Source organism: Ralstonia condita (assembly GCF_958405655.1).
GTDB lineage: Bacteria > Pseudomonadota > Gammaproteobacteria > Burkholderiales > Burkholderiaceae > Ralstonia > Ralstonia condita.
The window spans coordinates 147,817-166,238 of the sequence record NZ_CATYWO010000006.1; the positions used below are offsets into that span (position 1 = coordinate 147,817).

Annotated in this window: 16 protein-coding genes; 13 read left to right on the forward strand and 3 right to left on the reverse strand. The window is 62.9% G+C overall.

The window, feature by feature from the left end:
* Positions 1-5 precede the first annotated feature (5 nt).
* The 3 genes from R2N03_RS17760 to R2N03_RS17770 all read left to right on the forward strand — a co-directional run bounded on the left by R2N03_RS17760 (position 6) and on the right by R2N03_RS17770 (position 2,755).
* Positions 6-980, forward strand: coding sequence for a sterol desaturase family protein (locus R2N03_RS17760; RefSeq protein ID WP_316659138.1), 975 nt, complete (start codon positions 6-8; stop codon positions 978-980).
* A 78-nt stretch (positions 981-1,058) separates the two neighbouring features.
* The gene (locus tag R2N03_RS17765) at positions 1,059-1,916 is read left to right on the forward strand and encodes an EI24 domain-containing protein (protein ID WP_316659140.1); all 858 of its coding nucleotides are present in this window, start codon (positions 1,059-1,061) and stop codon (positions 1,914-1,916) included.
* 11 nt (positions 1,917-1,927) lie between these two features.
* Entirely contained in the window at positions 1,928-2,755 is an 828-nt protein-coding gene (locus R2N03_RS17770; RefSeq protein ID WP_316659142.1) for a competence/damage-inducible protein A, read from the forward strand.
* 9 nt (positions 2,756-2,764) lie between these two features.
* Here the strand turns inward: R2N03_RS17770 and R2N03_RS17775 are convergent, their stop codons facing one another.
* On the reverse strand, positions 2,765-3,241 hold the full coding sequence (locus tag R2N03_RS17775; protein WP_316659143.1) for a rhodanese-like domain-containing protein: 477 nt from the start codon (positions 3,239-3,241) through the stop codon (positions 2,765-2,767).
* A gap of 453 nt (positions 3,242-3,694) precedes the next feature.
* On the opposite strand from R2N03_RS17775, the gene R2N03_RS17780 reads away from it, so the two are divergent.
* From R2N03_RS17780 to ntrC, 4 genes are all read left to right on the forward strand, one after another.
* Positions 3,695-5,110, forward strand: coding sequence for a 3-hydroxylaminophenol mutase (locus R2N03_RS17780; protein ID WP_316659144.1), 1,416 nt, complete (start codon positions 3,695-3,697; stop codon positions 5,108-5,110).
* 157 nt (positions 5,111-5,267) lie between these two features.
* Positions 5,268-5,789, forward strand: coding sequence for a DUF4124 domain-containing protein (locus R2N03_RS17785; protein WP_316659145.1), 522 nt, complete (start codon positions 5,268-5,270; stop codon positions 5,787-5,789).
* A 7-nt stretch (positions 5,790-5,796) separates the two neighbouring features.
* A complete protein-coding gene (gene glnL / locus R2N03_RS17790; protein WP_316659147.1) occupies positions 5,797-6,999 on the forward strand; it encodes a nitrogen regulation protein NR(II) in 1,203 nt (400 codons plus the stop codon).
* 52 nt (positions 7,000-7,051) lie between these two features.
* Positions 7,052-8,563: a nitrogen regulation protein NR(I) gene (ntrC, locus tag R2N03_RS17795; RefSeq protein WP_316659149.1), complete on the forward strand. Its 1,512-nt coding sequence runs from the start codon at positions 7,052-7,054 to the stop codon at positions 8,561-8,563.
* A gap of 104 nt (positions 8,564-8,667) precedes the next feature.
* On the opposite strand, the gene R2N03_RS17800 is transcribed toward ntrC, so the two are convergent.
* Together R2N03_RS17800 and R2N03_RS17805 are read right to left on the reverse strand one after the other, a co-directional pair.
* On the reverse strand, positions 8,668-8,991 hold the full coding sequence (locus R2N03_RS17800; protein WP_316659150.1) for a hypothetical protein: 324 nt from the start codon (positions 8,989-8,991) through the stop codon (positions 8,668-8,670).
* A 179-nt stretch (positions 8,992-9,170) separates the two neighbouring features.
* Positions 9,171-10,064 carry an HAD-IIB family hydrolase gene (locus R2N03_RS17805; protein ID WP_316659151.1) on the reverse strand — a complete coding sequence of 298 codons (894 nt, stop codon included), beginning with the start codon at positions 10,062-10,064 and terminating at the stop codon, positions 9,171-9,173.
* A 198-nt stretch (positions 10,065-10,262) separates the two neighbouring features.
* Here R2N03_RS17805 and ugpB point away from each other — a divergent pair, with 198 nt between their 5' ends.
* The 6 genes from ugpB to R2N03_RS17835 all read left to right on the forward strand — a co-directional run bounded on the left by ugpB (position 10,263) and on the right by R2N03_RS17835 (position 18,418).
* On the forward strand, positions 10,263-11,585 hold the full coding sequence (gene ugpB, locus R2N03_RS17810; protein ID WP_316659200.1) for a sn-glycerol-3-phosphate ABC transporter substrate-binding protein UgpB: 1,323 nt from the start codon (positions 10,263-10,265) through the stop codon (positions 11,583-11,585).
* A 76-nt stretch (positions 11,586-11,661) separates the two neighbouring features.
* Positions 11,662-12,543, forward strand: coding sequence for a sn-glycerol-3-phosphate ABC transporter permease UgpA (gene ugpA, locus R2N03_RS17815; protein ID WP_316659152.1), 882 nt, complete (start codon positions 11,662-11,664; stop codon positions 12,541-12,543).
* Between the two features lie 10 nt (positions 12,544-12,553).
* Positions 12,554-13,402: a sn-glycerol-3-phosphate ABC transporter permease UgpE gene (gene ugpE, locus R2N03_RS17820; protein ID WP_316659153.1), complete on the forward strand. Its 849-nt coding sequence runs from the start codon at positions 12,554-12,556 to the stop codon at positions 13,400-13,402.
* Positions 13,403-13,412: 10 nt separating this feature from the next.
* A complete protein-coding gene (locus R2N03_RS17825; RefSeq protein ID WP_316659154.1) occupies positions 13,413-14,510 on the forward strand; it encodes a sn-glycerol-3-phosphate import ATP-binding protein UgpC in 1,098 nt (365 codons plus the stop codon).
* On the forward strand, positions 14,507-15,265 hold the full coding sequence (gene ugpQ, locus R2N03_RS17830) for a glycerophosphodiester phosphodiesterase (protein WP_316659155.1): 759 nt from the start codon (positions 14,507-14,509) through the stop codon (positions 15,263-15,265). Before R2N03_RS17825 ends, ugpQ begins: the two co-directional genes overlap by 4 nt.
* A gap of 288 nt (positions 15,266-15,553) precedes the next feature.
* Positions 15,554-18,418 (forward strand): 2-oxoglutarate dehydrogenase E1 component, encoded by a 2,865-nt coding sequence (locus R2N03_RS17835; protein ID WP_316659156.1) that lies wholly within the window; start codon positions 15,554-15,556, stop codon positions 18,416-18,418.
* Positions 18,419-18,422 lie beyond the last annotated feature (4 nt).

Consider the following 18,422-nt stretch of genomic DNA (forward strand, 5'->3'; position numbering starts at 1 on the left):
TCGCCATGCTTGACTGGATTGCCGACACCTTCACCCAGACGCAGGACTTGCTGTTCCAGTACGTCGTGATGCCGGTGACCTATGCCGTTGGTCTGGGCGGATACGTGGAAGACGCTTACCCGGGCACCGAATGGCTGCTGATGGGGTTGGTGCAGATTGCCGTGCTGTTGCTGGTGTTCCGGCCGCTCGAGCGCTGGCGCCCGGTCGAGCCGATGCACGACCGCAAGGCCGTGCGCGCTGACATCATCTACACACTGTTTCATCGGCTCGGCTTCTTTCCGCTGCTGATGTTCTTCACGCTGCAGCCGTTGATCGACCGTCTCGACGGCAAGCTGCGCTTCTGGGGATGGGCTCACCTGAATGTCGAAGACTGGTGGCCGGGCGTCACGTCCATTGCCATCGTCAGCTTCTGCATTTACCTGCTGTTGTTCGATCTGCTCGATTACTGGTATCACCGTCTCTCGCACAAGTTTGACTGGTGGTGGAGCCTGCACGCGCTGCACCACAGCCAGCGGCAGATGACGCTATGGTCGGATAACCGCAATCACATCATCGATGACGTGCTGCGCGGGGCCGTATTTGCGGTCGCCGCGCTTGTCATCGGGGTGGAGCCGTCGCAGTACGTCCTGCTGGTCGCCATTTCGCAGCTCCTGCAAAGCCTGCAGCACGCCAACGTGCGATTGCATTTCGGCTGGCTGGGTGAGCGCCTGCTGATCTCGCCGCGGTTCCATCGGTTGCACCATGCCATCGGTATCGGGCACGAAGTGCAGGGCAAGCCGGGCGTGCTCGGCGGCTGCAACTTCGGTGTCTTGTTCCCCTGGTGGGACATGTTGTTTGGCACCGCCGTCTTTTCGCCCGAGTTCCACGCTACGGGCATCCGTGATCAGCTTCCTGCACCACAAGGCCGTTCGCGTGATTACGGGCGCGGCGTGCTGCGTCAGCAATGGCTCGGCCTCAAACGCCTGTTCCGCCGCGCATAAGCTGCGCCTCAAGAACCGGCCGGCGGCATGTCGGCCTGCTGTGCTAGGCTGTCTCCCTCTCCATCTTCCGGTTTTCGCATGAACGACCTGATCCGCTCGTTTGGCCGTGCGCTGCTGTCGCAATTGCATCCGCGCATGCTGTTCCTGACGGTGCTTCCGTTCGTTGTTGCGCTGCTGTTGTGGGGCGCCGTCCTGTATTTCGGCTGGGATGCAATGAACGGCATCGCCAGAAACGCGGTCGAGAGCTGGACCTTCATGGGCTGGATCAAGAGCGGCCTCAATGCCATCGGCATGGCGGGTCTATGGTCGGCCATCGCGCCGCTGCTCGTGATCACGCTGCTGGTGCCGGTGATCGTGGTGTCGATCCTCGTCTTCGTGAGCGTGACGGTGGTGCCGCGGGTCATGCGCTTTTTGGAGCGCAGCTACCCCCAGCTCGAGCGTCGCAAGGGCGGCTCGCTTGCGGGTAGCGTATTGCATGCCTTGCTGTGCACGCTGGTGTTCATCGCCGTGGCGGTCGTGACTTTGCCACTGTGGTTGATCCCGCCCTTCTTTGCGCTGATTCCGCCCTTGTTGTGGGGCTGGCTGACCTATCGCGTGATGACCTACGATGCCCTTGCCGATCACGCCACGGCAGAGGAGCGCCGCGCGATCATGCAGCGTTATCGCCTGCCGCTGCTGGGTATCGGCGTCGCGGTTGGCATGCTCGGCTCTGCGCCGACGCTGCTGTGGGTATCGTCGGTGGTGACCATCGTGTTGTTTCCGATCATTGCCATCGCGGTCATCTGGCTCTACGTGCTGATCTTCATTTTTTCCGCGCTGTGGTTTGGTCATTTCTGCCTGCGCGCACTGACGCGCCTGAGGGCCGAGGCGCCGCCTGCGCGGATGGTCGAAGCTGGCATCATTGAAGTCGCGACCATTGAACTGCCCCGCGAGTAACGAGGACTGACATGGCATTCGGCATGATCATCATCGGCGACGAGATCCTCTCTGGCCGCCGCGAAGACAAGCATCTGCGCAAGCTGATCGAAGTGCTCGGCGCGCGCGGCCTGACGCTGGAATGGGCCGAGTATGTCGGCGACCAGCCTGCGCGCATCACCAGCGTGCTCAAGCGCACGTTTGCTGGCGATGACGTGGTGTTCTGCACCGGCGGCATCGGTGCTACACCGGATGACCACACCCGCCAATGCGCTGCCGCCGCGCTCGGCGTGCCGCTCATCCTGCACCCCGATGCGCGCGAGCAGATTGCACGGCGCATCGCCGAGACATCCGCCGGCGACCCGGTCAAGGCCGATCTTTCCACACCCGAGAACCAGCACCGGTTCAAGATGGGCGAGTTTCCTGAGGGAGCGCGCATCATCCCCAACAGCTACAACCGTATCCCGGGCTTTTCGGTAGCGCACCACCACTTCATGCCGGGCTTTCCGGTCATGGCGTGGCCGATGATGGAGTGGGTGCTCGATACCTACTACGCCGATCAGTTCCACCGTGCCCCGCGCGAGGAGCGCTCGTTTCTGGTGTTCGGTCTGCCGGAATCCCGGCTGACCCCCCTGATGGAGCGTATCGAAGCCGAATTCGATGGCGTAAAGGTGTTCAGCTTGCCCAGCGTGGGCGATGCCGCGAGGGGCGAGCGCTATGCGCGCTCGCATATCGATCTGGGCGTGAAGGGCGCGCCGGAGCGCGTCGCCGCGGCTTATGCGATTCTGCGCGAAGGCGCGCTCGCGCTCGGCGGCGAGGTCATCGATACGGAAGCCGCAACGGCGCCCGGAACGTCGTAGCCGGCAGGGTCAGGCGCCGTGCCACGGCAGGCCGCGGAAGCACCAGCCTTCCACGGTCTTACGGTGACCTTCGCCGTCCTTGGCCCCTTCGAAGCCTTCCAGTACATCCATCGCGTGCCTGTAGCCCGCTTGCGCGGCAGCCACTGCCGCATGCTTGGAGCGGGCCGCGCTGCGGCACAGAAAGAGTACCGGAGCATCCTTCGGGACGGACGCCTCCAGTGCGCTGAGGAAGTTCGGGTTGCGCACGCCGCCCGGGTACTGGTTCCATTCCACATGCACAAACTGATCGGGCGACACGTCCGGCGTACCGACCCAATCGAGCTCAGCACGGGTTCGCACGTCGACCAGGCGCGCCTGCGGATCGGCAGCCAACAGGGCGGCAGCCTCCTGGGGCGACAGGGCGCCGAAATACTGCAGCTGGTCGGCTTCACGGCGGGCAGCGGCCGCTTCCAGCAAAGACTCACGTGTGAGTGTGGTGGCAGTCATGGCAATGGGCGGGATGGAAAGGGCTTATTCTAGCGCCGCCTACCAGCCTCTCGGGTCAAAATCCCAGAAACGGTGCAATGCGAATAAGCGAGCCCCGCATTGGTGCAGTCTCGATTTCTGTGCACCGTTTATGTGCGTTGACTTTCTTTCGTGAACAACGACGGTCAGGAAGAAAAGTTGTCAGTGCAGCACCTTGAGGCTGACGGCGAGGGGCGGCGTACCGCGTCTTGCGTGGGCTCGCAAGGGGCTGCACTATTTGCGGGAGTTCATGCCCGTCAGCTGGCCGCAATTGGCATGCTTTCTGCTAAGATTCCCGCGGTCTTTTTCAAGGGCGTTCGGCATGTCGGACGACCTTGCGAGGAAGAAGATGTTTCGGGGTGGGGACGGATCGCGCTGATCCGTCACACATCCGGCTCACAATACTTTGCGTTATTGCGCTACCAGGAGAATGGCATGTCCCAAAGCATTGCAGACGTGATGAAGCTCGTGAAGGAAAACGACGTCAAGTTCGTCGATTTCCGCTTCACCGACACCAAGGGTAAGGAGCAGCACGTCTCGGTCCCCGTTTCGCATTTCGACGAAGACAAGTTCGAAAGCGGCCACGCATTCGACGGCTCGTCGATTGCCGGCTGGAAGGGTATCGAAGCCTCGGACATGCTGCTGATGCCGGATTCGAACACCGCCCACGTTGACCCGTTCTACGAAGAACCGACCCTCGTGCTGACCTGCGACGTGGTCGAGCCCTCGGACGGCAAGGGCTACGACCGCGACCCGCGCTCGATCGCCAAGCGCGCTGAAGCGTACCTGAAGAGCACGGGCCTGGGCGATACCGCCTTCTTCGGTCCGGAACCCGAATTCTTCATCTTCGACGGCGTGACCTGGAACGTCGACATGCAAGGCTGCTTCGTGAAGATCCAATCCGAAGAAGCGCCGTGGTCGTCGGGCAAGGAATTCGAGCACGGCAACTCGGGCCATCGTCCGGGCAAGAAGGGCGGCTACTTCCCGGTTGCCCCGATCGACACGTTCCAAGACATCCGCTCGGAAATGTGCCTGATCCTGGAATCGCTGGGCATTCCGGTTGAGGTGCACCACCATGAAGTGGCAGGCCAGGGCCAGAACGAAATCGGCACGAAGTTCAGCACGCTGGTGCAACGCGCCGACTGGACCCAACTGCAAAAGTACGTGATCCAGAACGTCGCACACACCTATGGCAAGACCGCCACGTTCATGCCGAAGCCGGTCGTGGGCGACAACGGTTCGGGCATGCACGTGCACCAGTCGATCTGGAAGGATGGCCAGAACCTGTTCGCAGGCAACGGCTACGCCGGTCTGTCGGAATTCGCGCTGTACTACATCGGCGGCATCATCAAGCACGCTCGCGCGCTGAACGCCATCACCAACCCGGGTACGAACTCGTACAAGCGTCTGGTGCCGGGCTTCGAGGCTCCGGTCAAGCTGGCTTACTCGGCACGCAACCGCTCGGCTTCGATCCGTATTCCGTACGTTGCGAACCCGAAGGGCCGTCGTATCGAAACGCGCTTCCCGGATCCGCTGATGAACCCGTACCTGGGCTTCTCGGCACTGATGATGGCCGGCCTGGATGGCGTGCAGAACAAGATCCACCCGGGCGAAGCTGCCGACAAGAACCTGTACGACCTGCCGCCGGAAGAAGACGCAAAGATCCCGACCGTGTGCTCGAGCCTGGATCAGGCCCTCGAGTACCTGGACAAGGATCGCGAGTTCCTGACCCGCGGCGGTGTGTTCACCAACTCGATGATCGATGCCTATATCGAGCTGAAGATGGAAGAAGTCACGCGTTTCCGCATGACGACGCACCCGGTCGAGTTCGAGATGTACTACTCGCTGTAATTGGCGAGCGCCCCGATCGATGTGTCGGGGCGAAGCGACGGTTGTGAAGGGAGGGCGGCTCAGGTCGCCCTTCCTTTTTGTGAAGGCGGGGTTTGTGGCTAGAATGATCGTCTGCCGGTCTCCGGCGACCGACCGACGTTTCAGCCAGATTCCATCCATGCTCCGTCTTTCTCCACGCATCGCATCCGGACTGCTTGCCGCCATGGCGGCGCTCGGGCTTATGTCCTTGCAGGCGCCCGCGTTCGCCGACGATGTTTATTTGTGCACGGGCCCGAACGGTGTGCCGGAGTACCGTAACAGCGGCAACGTGAAGGGTTGCAGGAAGCTGGTGCTGCCCGACGTGGTGACCGTACCAGGCACGCGCAGCCCGCGCAGTGCCGGTGCCGCGCCTGCACCGGCGCAGGGCAATGCGGGTGGCGGCTTCCCGCGCGTGGACAGCGCTACCCAGAAGGCGCGCGACAGCGAACGCCGTCAAGTGCTGGAAGCCGAACTGGCCGAAGAAGACCGCAAGCTGCAGGCGTTGCAGGCCGAGTACAACAATGGTCAGCCCGAGCGCCAGGGCAATGAACGTAACTATCAGAAGTATCTGGACCGCACCGCGCAGTTGAAGAGCGACATCGAGCGCAGCCAAGCCAATGTCGATTCCATCCGCCGGGAGCTGGGCAACCTCAAGGAGTAGCTGAACGATGCGTCGACTGATCCGCAAAGCGGCCCCCCGCGATGAACAGGAACAGACGACGCCCTCCGCGCCGTCAGCGTCATTCGCCGGGTTGGGCGTGCCTCCCGGCGAAACCATCGATGGGCCGCCGCCCATTCCCTTCTCGCACAGCGGGCCCCCGTCGTACCCCGGGCTTGATGCTGTGCCCAACCCCATCCTGTTCATCCGTTATCCGGCGCTGACGATCTTCTACGCCAACCCGGCCGCTGAGGCTGCGTTGGCGGTGTCGCGCCGCCAACTGGTGGAGATGTCGCTGCACGAGCTGTTTGCCGATCCTTCGGAGCTTGCCGAGATGATCGCCACGGTGGCGGGGCGCCAGTTCGATGCCAAGCGGCGCGATGTATCGCTCGAGCGGCCGGGTCACGAACCCCTGCACGCGCACGCAGTGGTGGGCGCGGTCGATTTTGAGCCCGGCGCCGTACTGATGGAGCTGCTGCCGAACGAGCAGAAGATTCGGAGCGAACGCGAAGAACGCCTGCTGGACCTGACCTCCGCCAACAAGGAACTGATCCGTAACCTTGCGCACGAGATCAAGAATCCGCTCGGCGGCATCCGAGGCGCTGCGCAATTGCTGGAGTTCGAACTCCCGGAGCGGTCGTTGCGCGAGTACACGCAGGTCATCATCAAGGAATCCGATCGGCTGCAGACGCTGGTGGATCGCCTGCTGGAGCCGCACCGGCACCCGCATATCGTGGGTGACGTGAACATCCACGAGGTGCTCGAGCGTGTGCGCTCGGTGGTGCTGGCCGAGTTTCCGCAGGGACTGCGCATCGTGCGCGATTACGACGCAAGCCTGCCTGAGTTTCGCGGCGACAAGGAACAGCTGATCCAGGCGGTGCTCAATATCGTCCATAACGCCGCGCATGCGCTGGGGCCGCGCATCGCGCAGGGCGATGCAGAAATCATCTTGCGCACACGTGTCGCAAGAAAAGTCACGATTGCCAAACGTCTGTACAAGCTGGCATTGGACTTGCATGTGGTGGACAACGGTCCTGGTATCCCGGACGACATACGCGAGCGCATCTTTTTCCCGCTTGTGTCAGGACGGGAAGGGGGAAGCGGGCTGGGCCTGACACTCGCGCAGACGTTCGTGCAGCAGCACGACGGCCTGATCGAATGCGAGAGCAGGCCAGGCCAGACGGATTTCCGCATTCTCGTGCCCCTGCATTGAGCGCAGGGTGCGCGGGCCCAGGCAAGACGAAGTCAAGCAGACGAACCAACACATGAAGCCAATCTGGATAGTCGACGACGATCAATCCATCCGCTGGGTCCTTGAGAAAGCGCTGGCGCGCGAGAGCCTGCTGTCGCGAAGCTTCACCAACGTTCGGGATGCGCTCAACGCGCTGGACGAAGAAACGCCCCAGGTCCTGATTTCCGATGTCCGCATGCCGGGCGGCTCGGGGCTCGATCTGCTCCAGGCCATCAAGGCCAGGCATCCGGGGCTGCCGGTCATCATCATGACCGCGTATTCCGATCTTGATAGTGCCGTGGCTGCGTTCCAGGGCGGCGCGTTTGAATACCTCGCCAAGCCATTCGACGTGGATCGCGCGGTCGAGCTGATCCGCCGCGCGCTGGAAGAGAGCCTGCGCGAAGAGGAAATCGACGATCGCCTGAGCGATGCGCCCGAGATCCTCGGGCAGGCGCCGGCCATGCAGGACGTGTTCCGCGCGATCGGGCGGCTGTCGCAGTCCAACGTGACGGTGCTGATCACCGGCGAATCGGGCACCGGCAAGGAGCTGGTGGCGCGCGCGCTGCACAAGCACAGCCCGCGTGCCAGCGGCCCGTTCATCGCGCTGAACACCGCGGCGATCCCCAAAGACCTGCTGGAATCCGAACTCTTTGGCCACGAGCGGGGCGCCTTTACCGGCGCGCAGACCATGCGACGCGGCCGCTTCGAACAGGCAGAGGGCGGGACGCTGTTCCTCGATGAAATCGGCGACATGCCATTCGACCTGCAGACGCGCCTGCTCCGCGTGCTGTCGGATGGCCACTTCTATCGCGTTGGCGGTCATAACCCGCTCAAGGCCAATGTGCGCGTCATCGCGGCCACGCATCAGAACCTGGAGACGCGCGTCAAGGATGGCCTGTTCCGGGAGGACTTGTTCCACCGCCTGAACGTGATCCGGCTGCGCTTGCCGGCGCTGCGCGAGCGCCCGGAAGACATCACCCTGCTGGCGCGCCACTTCTTGCAGAAGAGCGCCAAGGAGCTGGGTGTGGAGCCCAAGCGCATGTCGGATGAGGCCCTGGCGCATGTCGCCACGCTGCCGTTCCCGGGCAACGTGCGGCAGCTCGAAAACCTGTGCAACTGGCTCACCGTCATGGCGCCGGCGCAGACCATCGAGATCAAGGATCTGCCGGCCGATCTAGTGCGGGGCAACGCGCAGATGCTGCCAGCCATGGGCGACGTCGCCACGGCGCGTCCGCTCTTCGTTTCCGAACCTTCACAGGGCGGCGAGCCGTATGGCGCCGCGCCATCAAGCGACGCGATGGCAGGGACAGCCGCCGCGGGCGCTTCCTCGGTAGCGGGTTGGGAGCGTGCGCTTGCGGGCGAGGCCAAGGCGATGCTCGAAGCCGGTCAGCCCGAGGTGATGGATGCGCTGACACGCCGCTTCGAGAAGGCGATTCTTGAAGCGGCGCTGAGCGTCACGCGCGGGCGCCGCGTGGAAGCGGCTACGCGTCTGGGCATCGGCCGCAACACCATCACACGCAAATTGCAGGAGCTCGGCTTCGACTGACGCGCGGTTGAAGCCGGCCTCACAGAATATCGTCGAGCTTGGCGATTGGGATTGGGCGGATTTCCGAAGAGGGAATCCGCCTTTTTTTGCCGCTCGCCCGCAGCTCAGTGCAGGCTGTGCTTGAGCTGAGAGAGGGTCTGATGTGTGCGCATGACGGCAGACTGCACGGTCGGATCCACCTTGTCAGCGTGCTGGCAGGCCAGCTTCGCCCGGTCGGAGCAGACTTCGAGCTTGTCTACCGCTTCGATGACGGTTTGCTCATTCCCCGACTGCACGCGGGCGTGACATTCGCGGGCCTGTTGGTCCAGTTGCTGGATCGATTGCTTCAGAGCGTCGGGCACGTTCTGGTGGGCTGCACAGGTTTGTGCAAGTTGCGCGATGGCGCTTTCAGCGTGTTCGAACCGTCGGCGCATTTCCTGGGTTTGCATGGGAAGCCTCCTGTCAGGGCGTTGCAGGGACGTTGCCTCCGCATGCACCGTTGTGAGGCGATCACATGATGCAAAGCGGTGCAACGCCCCATCGTGGCGCAAGCACCGTGCCGTATGCGGCAGGCTGCACCGAATGGCGCCCGACGAAGCGCTGACGAAGCCGCGGGGGTGCCGAGGCTTCAGGCACGCGGCGGCGGCAGGGCAGGGGCACGTGCGCCAAGAATGCGCTCGGCCACTTCGGCGAAACCGTCGCCGCCTTCGGCGGAGGTCAGATACGCCGGCGGTACGGGCAGCGCATCGATCACGTCCAGAACGTTGGCCACCCCTGCCGAGAGTGGAAAGAACTCGAACATCGCCGCGTCGTTGGCTGAGTCGCCCACGAATACCCACTGCTCGCGCTCGGTATGCAGGTCGATGCCGAAGGCACGGCGGGCCAGCGACACGCTTGCGCTGAGCTTGTCGTGCTTGCCGAACCAGCCGTTGACGTGGATCGAGCTGACGGTGGCATGCATGCCATGCGTACGCATGATGTCGACGATATGCTGCACGGCATTCTGCGGCAGGGGCGGCACCTGCTCGGCATGGTCGATGGCAAGATCGGCCGCATGCCAGGCCTGGTCGGAGGCAAGCGCCGCGCCCGGGACTGCGCGCAGGATCTCGGACCCGATTTCGCGGATCCGCTCGAGATTGCGATGGCGCGTCTGGGCATCATCAACGAAATCGGTCGCCAGGTGTCCACGAGCGTCGATGCGCATGGCGAACGCACCGTTCTCGCCGATGACCGCATCCACGGGCCACAGGCGCGCGATGACTTCGCACCAGGCGATCGAGCGGCCCGTCACCGGAACGATCTTGATGCCTGCGCGGTGCAGGCGCTCCAGCGCCGAGTAGGTCTGCGCAGGCAGCTTGCCGCGCGTGGTGAGTGTGCCATCCACGTCGGTGAACACGCCCTTGATGTTCCGCAGTGCGTCATCGGGGAGCTGGTGCAGGGCTTGCGGAACGCGTCGCGCGGCAATGGCGGGCGAGATTTCAGGCGAGTCCGGGGTAGTGGGCGGGGTGGGTTGGGCGAGCATGCTGCGAGCGCAAAAAGAGGATGGCTGTGATGCATTCTAACGGCCGGCGCGCCCCAAACCTTGGAGGGTTTTCCCAATTTCTTTGTGACAGAAAGAGAAGTAACATCCCGCTGTCATAAAAATGCCCGATCGTTCTTATAGAGTCGGTGCACCGTGGGCGAGCGAGGGAGCCGCCAGGTCCGAAAACAAGGAGAAATGATGACGGTCAAGAAGATTGCGGGGGCAGCTGCAGTGCTGGCCGCGTGTACGTTTGCGCAGGCCGCGTACGCAGTGACGGAAATCCAGTGGTGGCACTCGATGGAAGGCGCCTTGAACGACAAGGTGAACGAGATCGCCAACAAGTTCAACGCCAGTCAGTCCGACTATAAGATCGTACCGGTCTACAAGGGTCAGTACGATGAGTCGCTGGCGGCAGGCATCGCAGCCTTCCGCGCCGGCAACGCGCCGGCCATTCTTCAGGTATTCGAGGTGGGCACCGCGACGATGATGAACGCCAAGGGCGCCATCGTGCCGGTGGCCAAGGTCATGAAGGACGCTGGTGAGAAGTTCGACCCGAAGGCCTATGTGCCTGCCGTGGCCGGCTACTACACGTCGAACAAGGGCGAGATGCTGTCGTTCCCGTTCAACAGTTCGACCACGATCATGTATTACAACAAGGACGCCTTCAAGAAGGCCGGCCTTGACCCGAACAAGCCGCCCGCAACGTGGCAGGAAGTGGCTATCGACGCGGCCAAGCTGAAGGCCGCGGGCTTCCAGTGCGGTTATACGACCGACTGGCAATCGTGGGTACATCTGGAAAGTTTCTCGGCATGGCACAACGTGTCGTTCGCGACCGAGAACAACGGCTTTGGCGGCCCGAAGGCGCGGCTGGTGTTCAACGGCCCGGTGCAGGTCCAGCACATCCAGAACCTGCTGGACATGGAGAAGAAGGGTTACTTCACCTACGCCGGCCGCAAGGACGAGCCGAAGGCGAAGTTCATCGCGGGCGAGTGCGCCATGCACACGGGTTCGTCGGCGGCGCTGGCGAATATCCGCAAGGGCGTGGGTACCAAGTTCGCGTTCAGCCCGGCGCCGCTGCCCTACGAGGCAGGCGTGCCCGGCGCCCCGCAGAACACCATCATCGGCGGCGCTTCGCTGTGGGTGATGGGCGGTCACAAGGCCGAGGAGTACAAGGGGGTGGCCAAGTTTTTTACCTTCCTCTCGCGTCCGGACATTCAGTCTGACTGGCACCAGTCGACCGGCTACCTGCCTGTCACGATGGCTGCCTACGAGCTGACCAAGAAGTCCGGCTACTACGATAAGAACCCGGGTGCCGACGTGGCCGTCAAGCAGATGATCGTCAAGACGACCGACAAGTCGCGCGGCATCCGCCTGGGCAACTTCCCGCAGATCCGCCAGGTGATCGACGAGGAACTCGAAGCCGTCTGGGCTGGCAAGAAGTCGCCGAAGGAAGCGCTCGACACAGCGGTGGCGCGCGGCAACGAACTGCTCGCCCGCTTCGAAAAGACCGTCAAGGAATAAGCGCCCCTCGGCGCTCGTCGTCAACCGCCGGCCACGTGCACCTGCACCGGCCGGCGGTGCGTTTTTGGAATGTCGCATGGAAAAACGCGTCGTTTTCCGATCGCGCTGGCTGCCTTACGTGCTGGTAGCGCCGCAGATCGTCATTACCCTGGTGTTCTTCTTCTGGCCGGCGGGACAGGCGCTGTATCAGTCATTGCTGCGTCAGGATGCCTTCGGCATCAATCTTGAATTTGTCGGACTGGAGAACTTTCGCGATCTCTTTGCCGATCCGACGTATCTCGAGTCATTCAAGACCACGGCGGTATTTGCCATCGGCGTGACGCTGGTGGGTCTGGGCACGTCGCTGGCCCTGGCGTACTTCGCCGATCGCGCCTTGCGCGGCGCCACGTTCTACAAGACGCTGCTGATCTGGCCGTACGCGGTCGCGCCGGCCGTGGCGGGCGTGCTGTGGAGCTTCCTGTTCAATCCGTCGCTGGGCATCGTGTCGTTCGTGATCCGGAAGCTGGGGGTGGACTGGAATTTCGTGCTCAACGGCAACCAGGCGCTGTTGCTGGTCGTGATCATCGCGGCGTGGAAGCAGATCAGCTACAACTTCCTGTTCTTCCTGGCCGGGTTGCAGAGCATCCCGAAATCGCTGATCGAGGCGGCAGCGATCGACGGCGCGGGACCATGGAAGCGCTTCTGGTCGATCGTCTTCCCGCTGCTGTCGCCCACCACGTTCTTCCTGATGGTCGTCAACGTCGTGTACGCGTTCTTCGATACCTTCGCCATCATCGATTCGGTGACGCAAGGGGGGCCGTTCAAGGCGACCGAAACGCTCGTCTTCAAGGTCTACCAGGACGGCGTGCGCGGGCTGGACATCGGCGGCTCCGCGGCGCAGTCGGTGATCCTCATGGGCCTCGTGATCGTGCTGACGATCGTGCAGTTCCGCTACGTCGAGCGCAAGGTTCAATACTAAGGAGCGGACCATGATCGAACGCCGTCCATTCCTGGACTTCCTCACCCACGTTGTGCTGATCCTGGGCGTGGTCATCGTCGCCTTTCCGGTATATGTGGTCTTCGTTGCCTCGTCGCTGACCACCGAAGAGGTGCTGCAGGCGCCAATGACGTTGATTCCCGGGCCGCACCTGATCGAGAACTATCGCGAAGTGCTCACGCACGGCATGGGCAACTCCGCCACGCCGGTCGGCACCATGCTGATGAACAGCCTGATCATGGCGCTGGGCATCTCGCTCGGGAAGATCGCGATCTCCATCATCTCCGCCTTCGCGATCGTCTACTTCCGCTTTCCGCTGCGCAAGACGTTCTTCTGGCTCATCTTCGTCACGTTGATGCTGCCGGTGGAGGTCCGCATCCTGCCGACCTACAAGGTCGTGTCGGACCTCGGCATGCTCAACAGCTACTTTGGCCTGACGATTCCGATCATTGCGTCGGCGACGGCGACGTTCCTGTTCCGGCAATTCTTCCTGACCATTCCCGATGAGCTGGCGGAGGCCGCGCGTATTGATGGGGCAGGGCCGCTCAAGTTTTTCTGGGACGTGGTCCTGCCGCTGTCGCGCACCAGCATTGCAGCGCTGTTCGTCATCCAGTTCATCTATGGCTGGAACCAGTACCTCTGGCCATTGCTGATCACGACCGAGAAGAACATGACACCCATCGTGCTGGGCGTGACCCAGATGATCTCCCGCTCGGGGGATTCCGCCACCGACTGGAACCTGCTGATGGCCGTCGTGATGCTCGCCATGCTGCCGCCCGCGGCCGTGGTGATCGGCATGCAGCGGTGGTTCGTGAAGGGCCTCGTCGAAACCGAAAAGTAAAAGAAGCAAGATGGCAAAACTGTCGCTACGCAACGTTCAGAAGCACTACGCCAACCTCCAGGTCGTGCACGGCATCGACATGGAAATCGGCGATGGGGAGTTCATCGTCATCGTCGGGCCCTCGGGCTGCGGCAAGTCCACATTGCTGCGCATGGTGGCGGGCCTTGAGCCGATCACGGGCGGCGAAGTGTGGATCGGCGATCGCGTCGTCAACGAGTTGGAACCGGCAGAGCGCGACATCGCGATGGTGTTCCAGAACTACGCGCTGTATCCGCATATGACCGTGTTCGACAACATGGCCTACGGCCTGAAGATTCGCGGCCTGCCAAAGAGCGACATCCAGGCGCGCGTGCAGCAGGCTGCAGGCATTCTCGAACTTGGCAAGCTGCTGGATCGCAAGCCGCGCCAGTTGTCCGGTGGACAGCGCCAGCGCGTGGCCATGGGTCGCGCGATCGTGCGGGAGCCTGCCGTGTTCCTGTTTGACGAACCGCTGTCCAACCTCGATGCCAAGCTGCGGGTGCAGATGCGACTCGAGTTGAAAGAGTTGCATCGGCGCCTGCGCACGACGAGCCTGTATGTCACGCACGATCAGGTTGAAGCCATGACGCTGGCCGATCGCATGATGGTGCTCAATGCGGGGCGGGTCGAACAGATCGGCACGCCGCTGGAGGTGTACTCGCGCCCGGCCAGTACGTTCGTGGCTGGCTTCATCGGCTCTCCTCCGATGAACCTCGTGCCCGTGTCGCGCCAGGCAGGGGGGGGGCCGCAGATTCGCGTCGATGGCGCGAAGGAGGGCGTGGCTTGCGCAACGCTCGGCCACCTGCCGATGGGCCTGCACCTCCCCGAGCAAGCACTGATGGGATTGCGGCCGGAACATATCGAGCCGTGCGCGCCCGACCAGGCCATTGCGTTCATTGACGTGCGTGTGGTCGAAGCCCTCGGCGCAGATGCCTTCGCATACGGTTCGCTGGCGGGTCATCCGATCGTCGTGCGCCTGGAGCCGCATGCCAGGGTGCAGGGCGGTGACAGGCTGCCTGTCACGGCTTCGGCGGAGCACCTGCACTGGTTTGATCCGCACACCACCCGGCGCATCGAGGCGCTGGCATGAGCGGCGCACGCAACTTGCCGGCCTGGCCGTATCCGCGAGCCATTGCGCATCGTGGAGCGGGCAAGCTGGCTCCGGAGAACACGCTGGCCGCGTTCCGTCATGGCGCATCGTTCGGTTATCGCATGTTCGAATTCGACGTCAAGCTGTCGGGCGACGGCGTCGCCGTGCTGTTGCATGACGCCACGCTGGAGCGCACCACCAATGGCAGCGGCCGCCTCGATGCACTCACGCTTGCTCAGATCGTGCAACTGGATGCCGGTAGCTGGCACAGCCCGGCGTACGCCGGTGAACCGGTGCCGACGCTGGCGGCGATCGCGCGCTATCTGCGCGCCAACAGTTTCCTCGCCAACATAGAGATCAAGCCGGTGCCCGGCGCCGAATGGCGTACCGGGGCAGCGGTGGCGCTGGATGCACGCGCCCTGTGGGCCGGCGCGGACGTGCCGCCATTGCTCTCGTCGTTTTCCGAAGAGGCGCTGGCAGCGGCTCGCGAGGCGGCACCGGAATTGCCGCGCGCGCTCCTGCTCGACAAATTGCCCAGCGACTGGCTGGATCGCCTGCGTGCGCTGGACTGTGTCGCCCTGGATGCCAATCATCGCGAACTGACGCCGGAGATCATCGCGACGGCGCATGCGGCGGGTTTCCGCGTCTGCTGCTACACGGTCAACGACATGGAGCGTGCCCGCTTGCTGTGGAGCGCCGGACTGGACGGCCTGATCACCGATTGGGTGGGCCAGATTTCGCCTGCGGAAATGTGATGAAACCGATGCTTTGACATGCCCGAACAACGGTCGTTTGTCATGTCAAAGAATCGGAATATTCCTGATAAACGTGCTATGCTTCCTGCCCGTGAAGACTTAGGTCCTTCCCGCACAACTTGTCTGTAAAAGCTGTCTCGGCACCATCTTTCCCGCAATACGCGATCCGGTCCGACCAGGTGATTCCAGGCGATTCAAAGTTTGCGATCCGCTAACCGGTCAAGCCGTGTCGCGGAAGGTTGATAAACCCGCTGAACTCCGGCAGACCCGGAGAAAGGTGAGCGCCCGATGACTGAGCTGTATAAGCAGTACCTGGATACTTCGTACCTGTCCGGCGGCAATGCCGCATACGTTGAAGATCAGTACGAAGCCTATCTTCAAGATCCCACGTCCGTCAGCGAGGCACTGCGCGCGTATTTCGATGCGCTGCAGAACGTTCCCGCTGTTGACGGTTCCAACGCCCGGGATATCCCCCACGCCCCCATCATCACGTCGTTTGCTGAGCGCGCCAAGTCCGGCCCGATCAAGACGATTGTCGCGTCTGCCGATTCCGACATGGGTCGCAAGCGCGTGGCCGCGACGCAGCTGATTGCCGCGTACCGCAACGTGGGCCTGCGCTGGGCCGATCTGGATCCGCTCAAGCGCCAGGAGCGCCCGCCGGTGCCGGATCTGGACCCGGCCTTCTATGGTTTCACCGAAGCGGATCAGGACATCGTCTTCAATGCCAGCAACACGTATTTCGGCAAGGAAACGATGAGCCTGCGCGAGCTGGTGAACAACCTGCGCGAGACGTACTGCGGCTCGATCGGCGCCGAATTCATGTACATCAGCGACCAGGCGCAGAAGCGCTGGTGGCAAGAGCGCCTGGAGTCGATTCGCTCCAAGCCGACCTTCTCGGCCGAAAAGAAGAAGCACATCCTCGAACGGCTGACAGCCGCTGAAGGTCTCGAGCGCTTCCTGCATACGAAGTACGTCGGCCAGAAGCGCTTCTCGCTGGAAGGCGGCGAGAGCTTCATCGCGGCCATGGATGAACTGATCCAGCACGCCGGCGCCAAGGGCGTGCAGGAAATCGTGATCGGCATGGCCCACCGCGGCCGCCTGAATGTGCTGGTGAACACGCTGGGCAAGATGCCGGCCGACCTGTTTGCCGAATTCGAAGGCAAGCACGTGGACGATCTTCCGGCCGGCGATGTGAAGTACCACAAGGGCTTCTCGAGCGACGTGACCACCCCTGGCGGCCCCGTTCACCTTTCGCTGGCGTTCAACCCGTCGCATCTGGAAATCGTCAACCCGGTCGTGGAAGGCTCGGTCAAGGCACGCCAGGAGCGCCGTGACGACAAGACCGGCGCGCAAGTGCTGGCCGTGCAAGTGCACGGTGATGCGGCGTTCGCTGGCCAGGGTGTCGTGATGGAAACCCTGAACCTTGCGCAAACGCGCGGCTACGGTACGGGCGGCACGATCCATATCGTCATCAACAACCAGATCGGCTTCACCACGTCGGACCCGCGCGATACGCGCTCGACGCTGTATTGCACCGACGTGGTCAAGATGATCGAAGCGCCGGTGCTGCACGTGAACGGTGATGATCCGGAAGCCGTCGTGCTGGCCATGCAACTGGCCATTGACTACCGCACGGAGTTCAAGAAGGACATCGCGGTTGACATCATCTGCTACCGCAAGCTCGGCCACAACGAGCAAGACACGCCGGCGATGACGCAGCCGCTGATGTACAAGAAGATCGGCACGCACCCCGGCACGCGCAAGCTGTACGCAGACAAGCTTGTGACGCAGAACACCCTCAAGACCGAAGAGCCGGATGGCCTGGTGCAGGAATACCGCGCCGCCATGGACGCCGGCAAGCACACGGTCGACCCCGTCCTGTCGAACTTCAAGAACAAGTTCGCCGTGGACTGGATGCCGTTCCTGAACCGCAAGTGGACGGACTCGGCCGATACCGCTGTGCCGATGGCCGAACTCAAGCGACTGGCCGAGCGCATCACCACGATTCCCGAGCACTTCAAGCTGCACCCGCTGGTGGAGAACGTCGTCAACAACCGCGCCAAGATGGGCAAGGGCGACCTGTCGCTGGACTGGGGCATGGGCGAGCACCTCGCCTTCGCCTCGCTGGTGGCTTCGGGATACCCGGTGCGCATCACCGGCCAGGATGCCGGTCGCGGCACGTTCACGCACCGTCACGCGGTGCTGCACGACCAGAACCGCGAGCGCTGGGATGCCGGCAGCTACGTTCCCCTGCAGAATGTGTCGGACAGCCAGGCTCCGTTCACCGTGATCGACTCGGTGCTCTCGGAAGAGGCCGTGATGGGCTTCGAGTACGGCTATTCGTCGGCAGAGCCGAACACCCTGGTGATCTGGGAAGCCCAGTTCGGCGACTTCGCCAACGGCGCACAGGTGGTGATCGACCAGTTCATCTCGTCGGGCGAAGTGAAGTGGGGCCGCGCCTCCGGCCTGACGCTGATGCTTCCGCATGGCTACGAAGGCCAAGGTCCGGAGCACAGCTCGGCACGCCTGGAGCGCTACCTGCAGCTCTGCGCAGACCACAACATGCAAGTGGTGCAGCCGACCACGCCGGCACAGATCTTCCACCTGCTGCGTCGCCAGATGATCCGGATGTTCCGCAAGCCGCTGATCATCCTGACGCCGAAGTCGCTGCTGCGTAGCAAGGACGCTGTGTCGCCGCTGTCGGATCTGGCCAAGGGCCATTTCGAAACGGTGATCGCCGATACGGCCGAAGATCTGAACGCCGCCAAGGTCAAGCGCGTCGTGGCCTGCTCGGGCAAGGTCTACTACGACCTGGTCAACGCCCGTAAGGAACGTGGCCTGACCGATACGGCCATCATCCGTGTGGAACAGCTCTATCCGTTCCCGCACAAGGCGTTCGCAGCCGAGCTGAAGAAGTATCCGAACCTCGCTGAAGTGGTGTGGTGCCAGGACGAACCGCAAAACCAGGGCGCCTGGTTCTTCGTGCAGCACTACATCATGGAGAACATGGCCGAGGGTCAGAAGCTGGGCTACGCAGGCCGCCCGGCCTCGGCATCGCCGGCCGTGGGCTACTACGCGAAGCACAACGAGCAGCAGAAGGCGCTGATCGATGCGGCATTCGCCAAGCTCAAGGGCTTCGTGCTGAACAAGTAAGCGA

Coding starts and splice junctions, on each gene's coding strand:
- R2N03_RS17770 (WP_316659142.1), top strand. CDS start 1,928: ATGGCATTCGGCATGATCATCATCGGCGACGAGATCCTCTCTGGCCGC.
- R2N03_RS17835 (WP_316659156.1), top strand. CDS start 15,554: ATGACTGAGCTGTATAAGCAGTACCTGGATACTTCGTACCTGTCCGGC.
- ugpA (WP_316659152.1), top strand. CDS start 11,662: ATGGAAAAACGCGTCGTTTTCCGATCGCGCTGGCTGCCTTACGTGCTG.
- glnL (WP_316659147.1), top strand. CDS start 5,797: ATGCGTCGACTGATCCGCAAAGCGGCCCCCCGCGATGAACAGGAACAG.
- R2N03_RS17780 (WP_316659144.1), top strand. CDS start 3,695: ATGTCCCAAAGCATTGCAGACGTGATGAAGCTCGTGAAGGAAAACGAC.
- R2N03_RS17765 (WP_316659140.1), top strand. CDS start 1,059: ATGAACGACCTGATCCGCTCGTTTGGCCGTGCGCTGCTGTCGCAATTG.
- ugpB (WP_316659200.1), top strand. CDS start 10,263: ATGACGGTCAAGAAGATTGCGGGGGCAGCTGCAGTGCTGGCCGCGTGT.
- R2N03_RS17775 (WP_316659143.1), bottom strand. CDS start 3,241: ATGACTGCCACCACACTCACACGTGAGTCTTTGCTGGAAGCGGCCGCT.
- ntrC (WP_316659149.1), top strand. CDS start 7,052: ATGAAGCCAATCTGGATAGTCGACGACGATCAATCCATCCGCTGGGTC.
- R2N03_RS17800 (WP_316659150.1), bottom strand. CDS start 8,991: ATGCAAACCCAGGAAATGCGCCGACGGTTCGAACACGCTGAAAGCGCC.
- R2N03_RS17825 (WP_316659154.1), top strand. CDS start 13,413: ATGGCAAAACTGTCGCTACGCAACGTTCAGAAGCACTACGCCAACCTC.
- ugpE (WP_316659153.1), top strand. CDS start 12,554: ATGATCGAACGCCGTCCATTCCTGGACTTCCTCACCCACGTTGTGCTG.
- R2N03_RS17785 (WP_316659145.1), top strand. CDS start 5,268: ATGCTCCGTCTTTCTCCACGCATCGCATCCGGACTGCTTGCCGCCATG.
- R2N03_RS17805 (WP_316659151.1), bottom strand. CDS start 10,064: ATGCTCGCCCAACCCACCCCGCCCACTACCCCGGACTCGCCTGAAATC.
- ugpQ (WP_316659155.1), top strand. CDS start 14,507: ATGAGCGGCGCACGCAACTTGCCGGCCTGGCCGTATCCGCGAGCCATT.
- R2N03_RS17760 (WP_316659138.1), top strand. CDS start 6: ATGCTTGACTGGATTGCCGACACCTTCACCCAGACGCAGGACTTGCTG.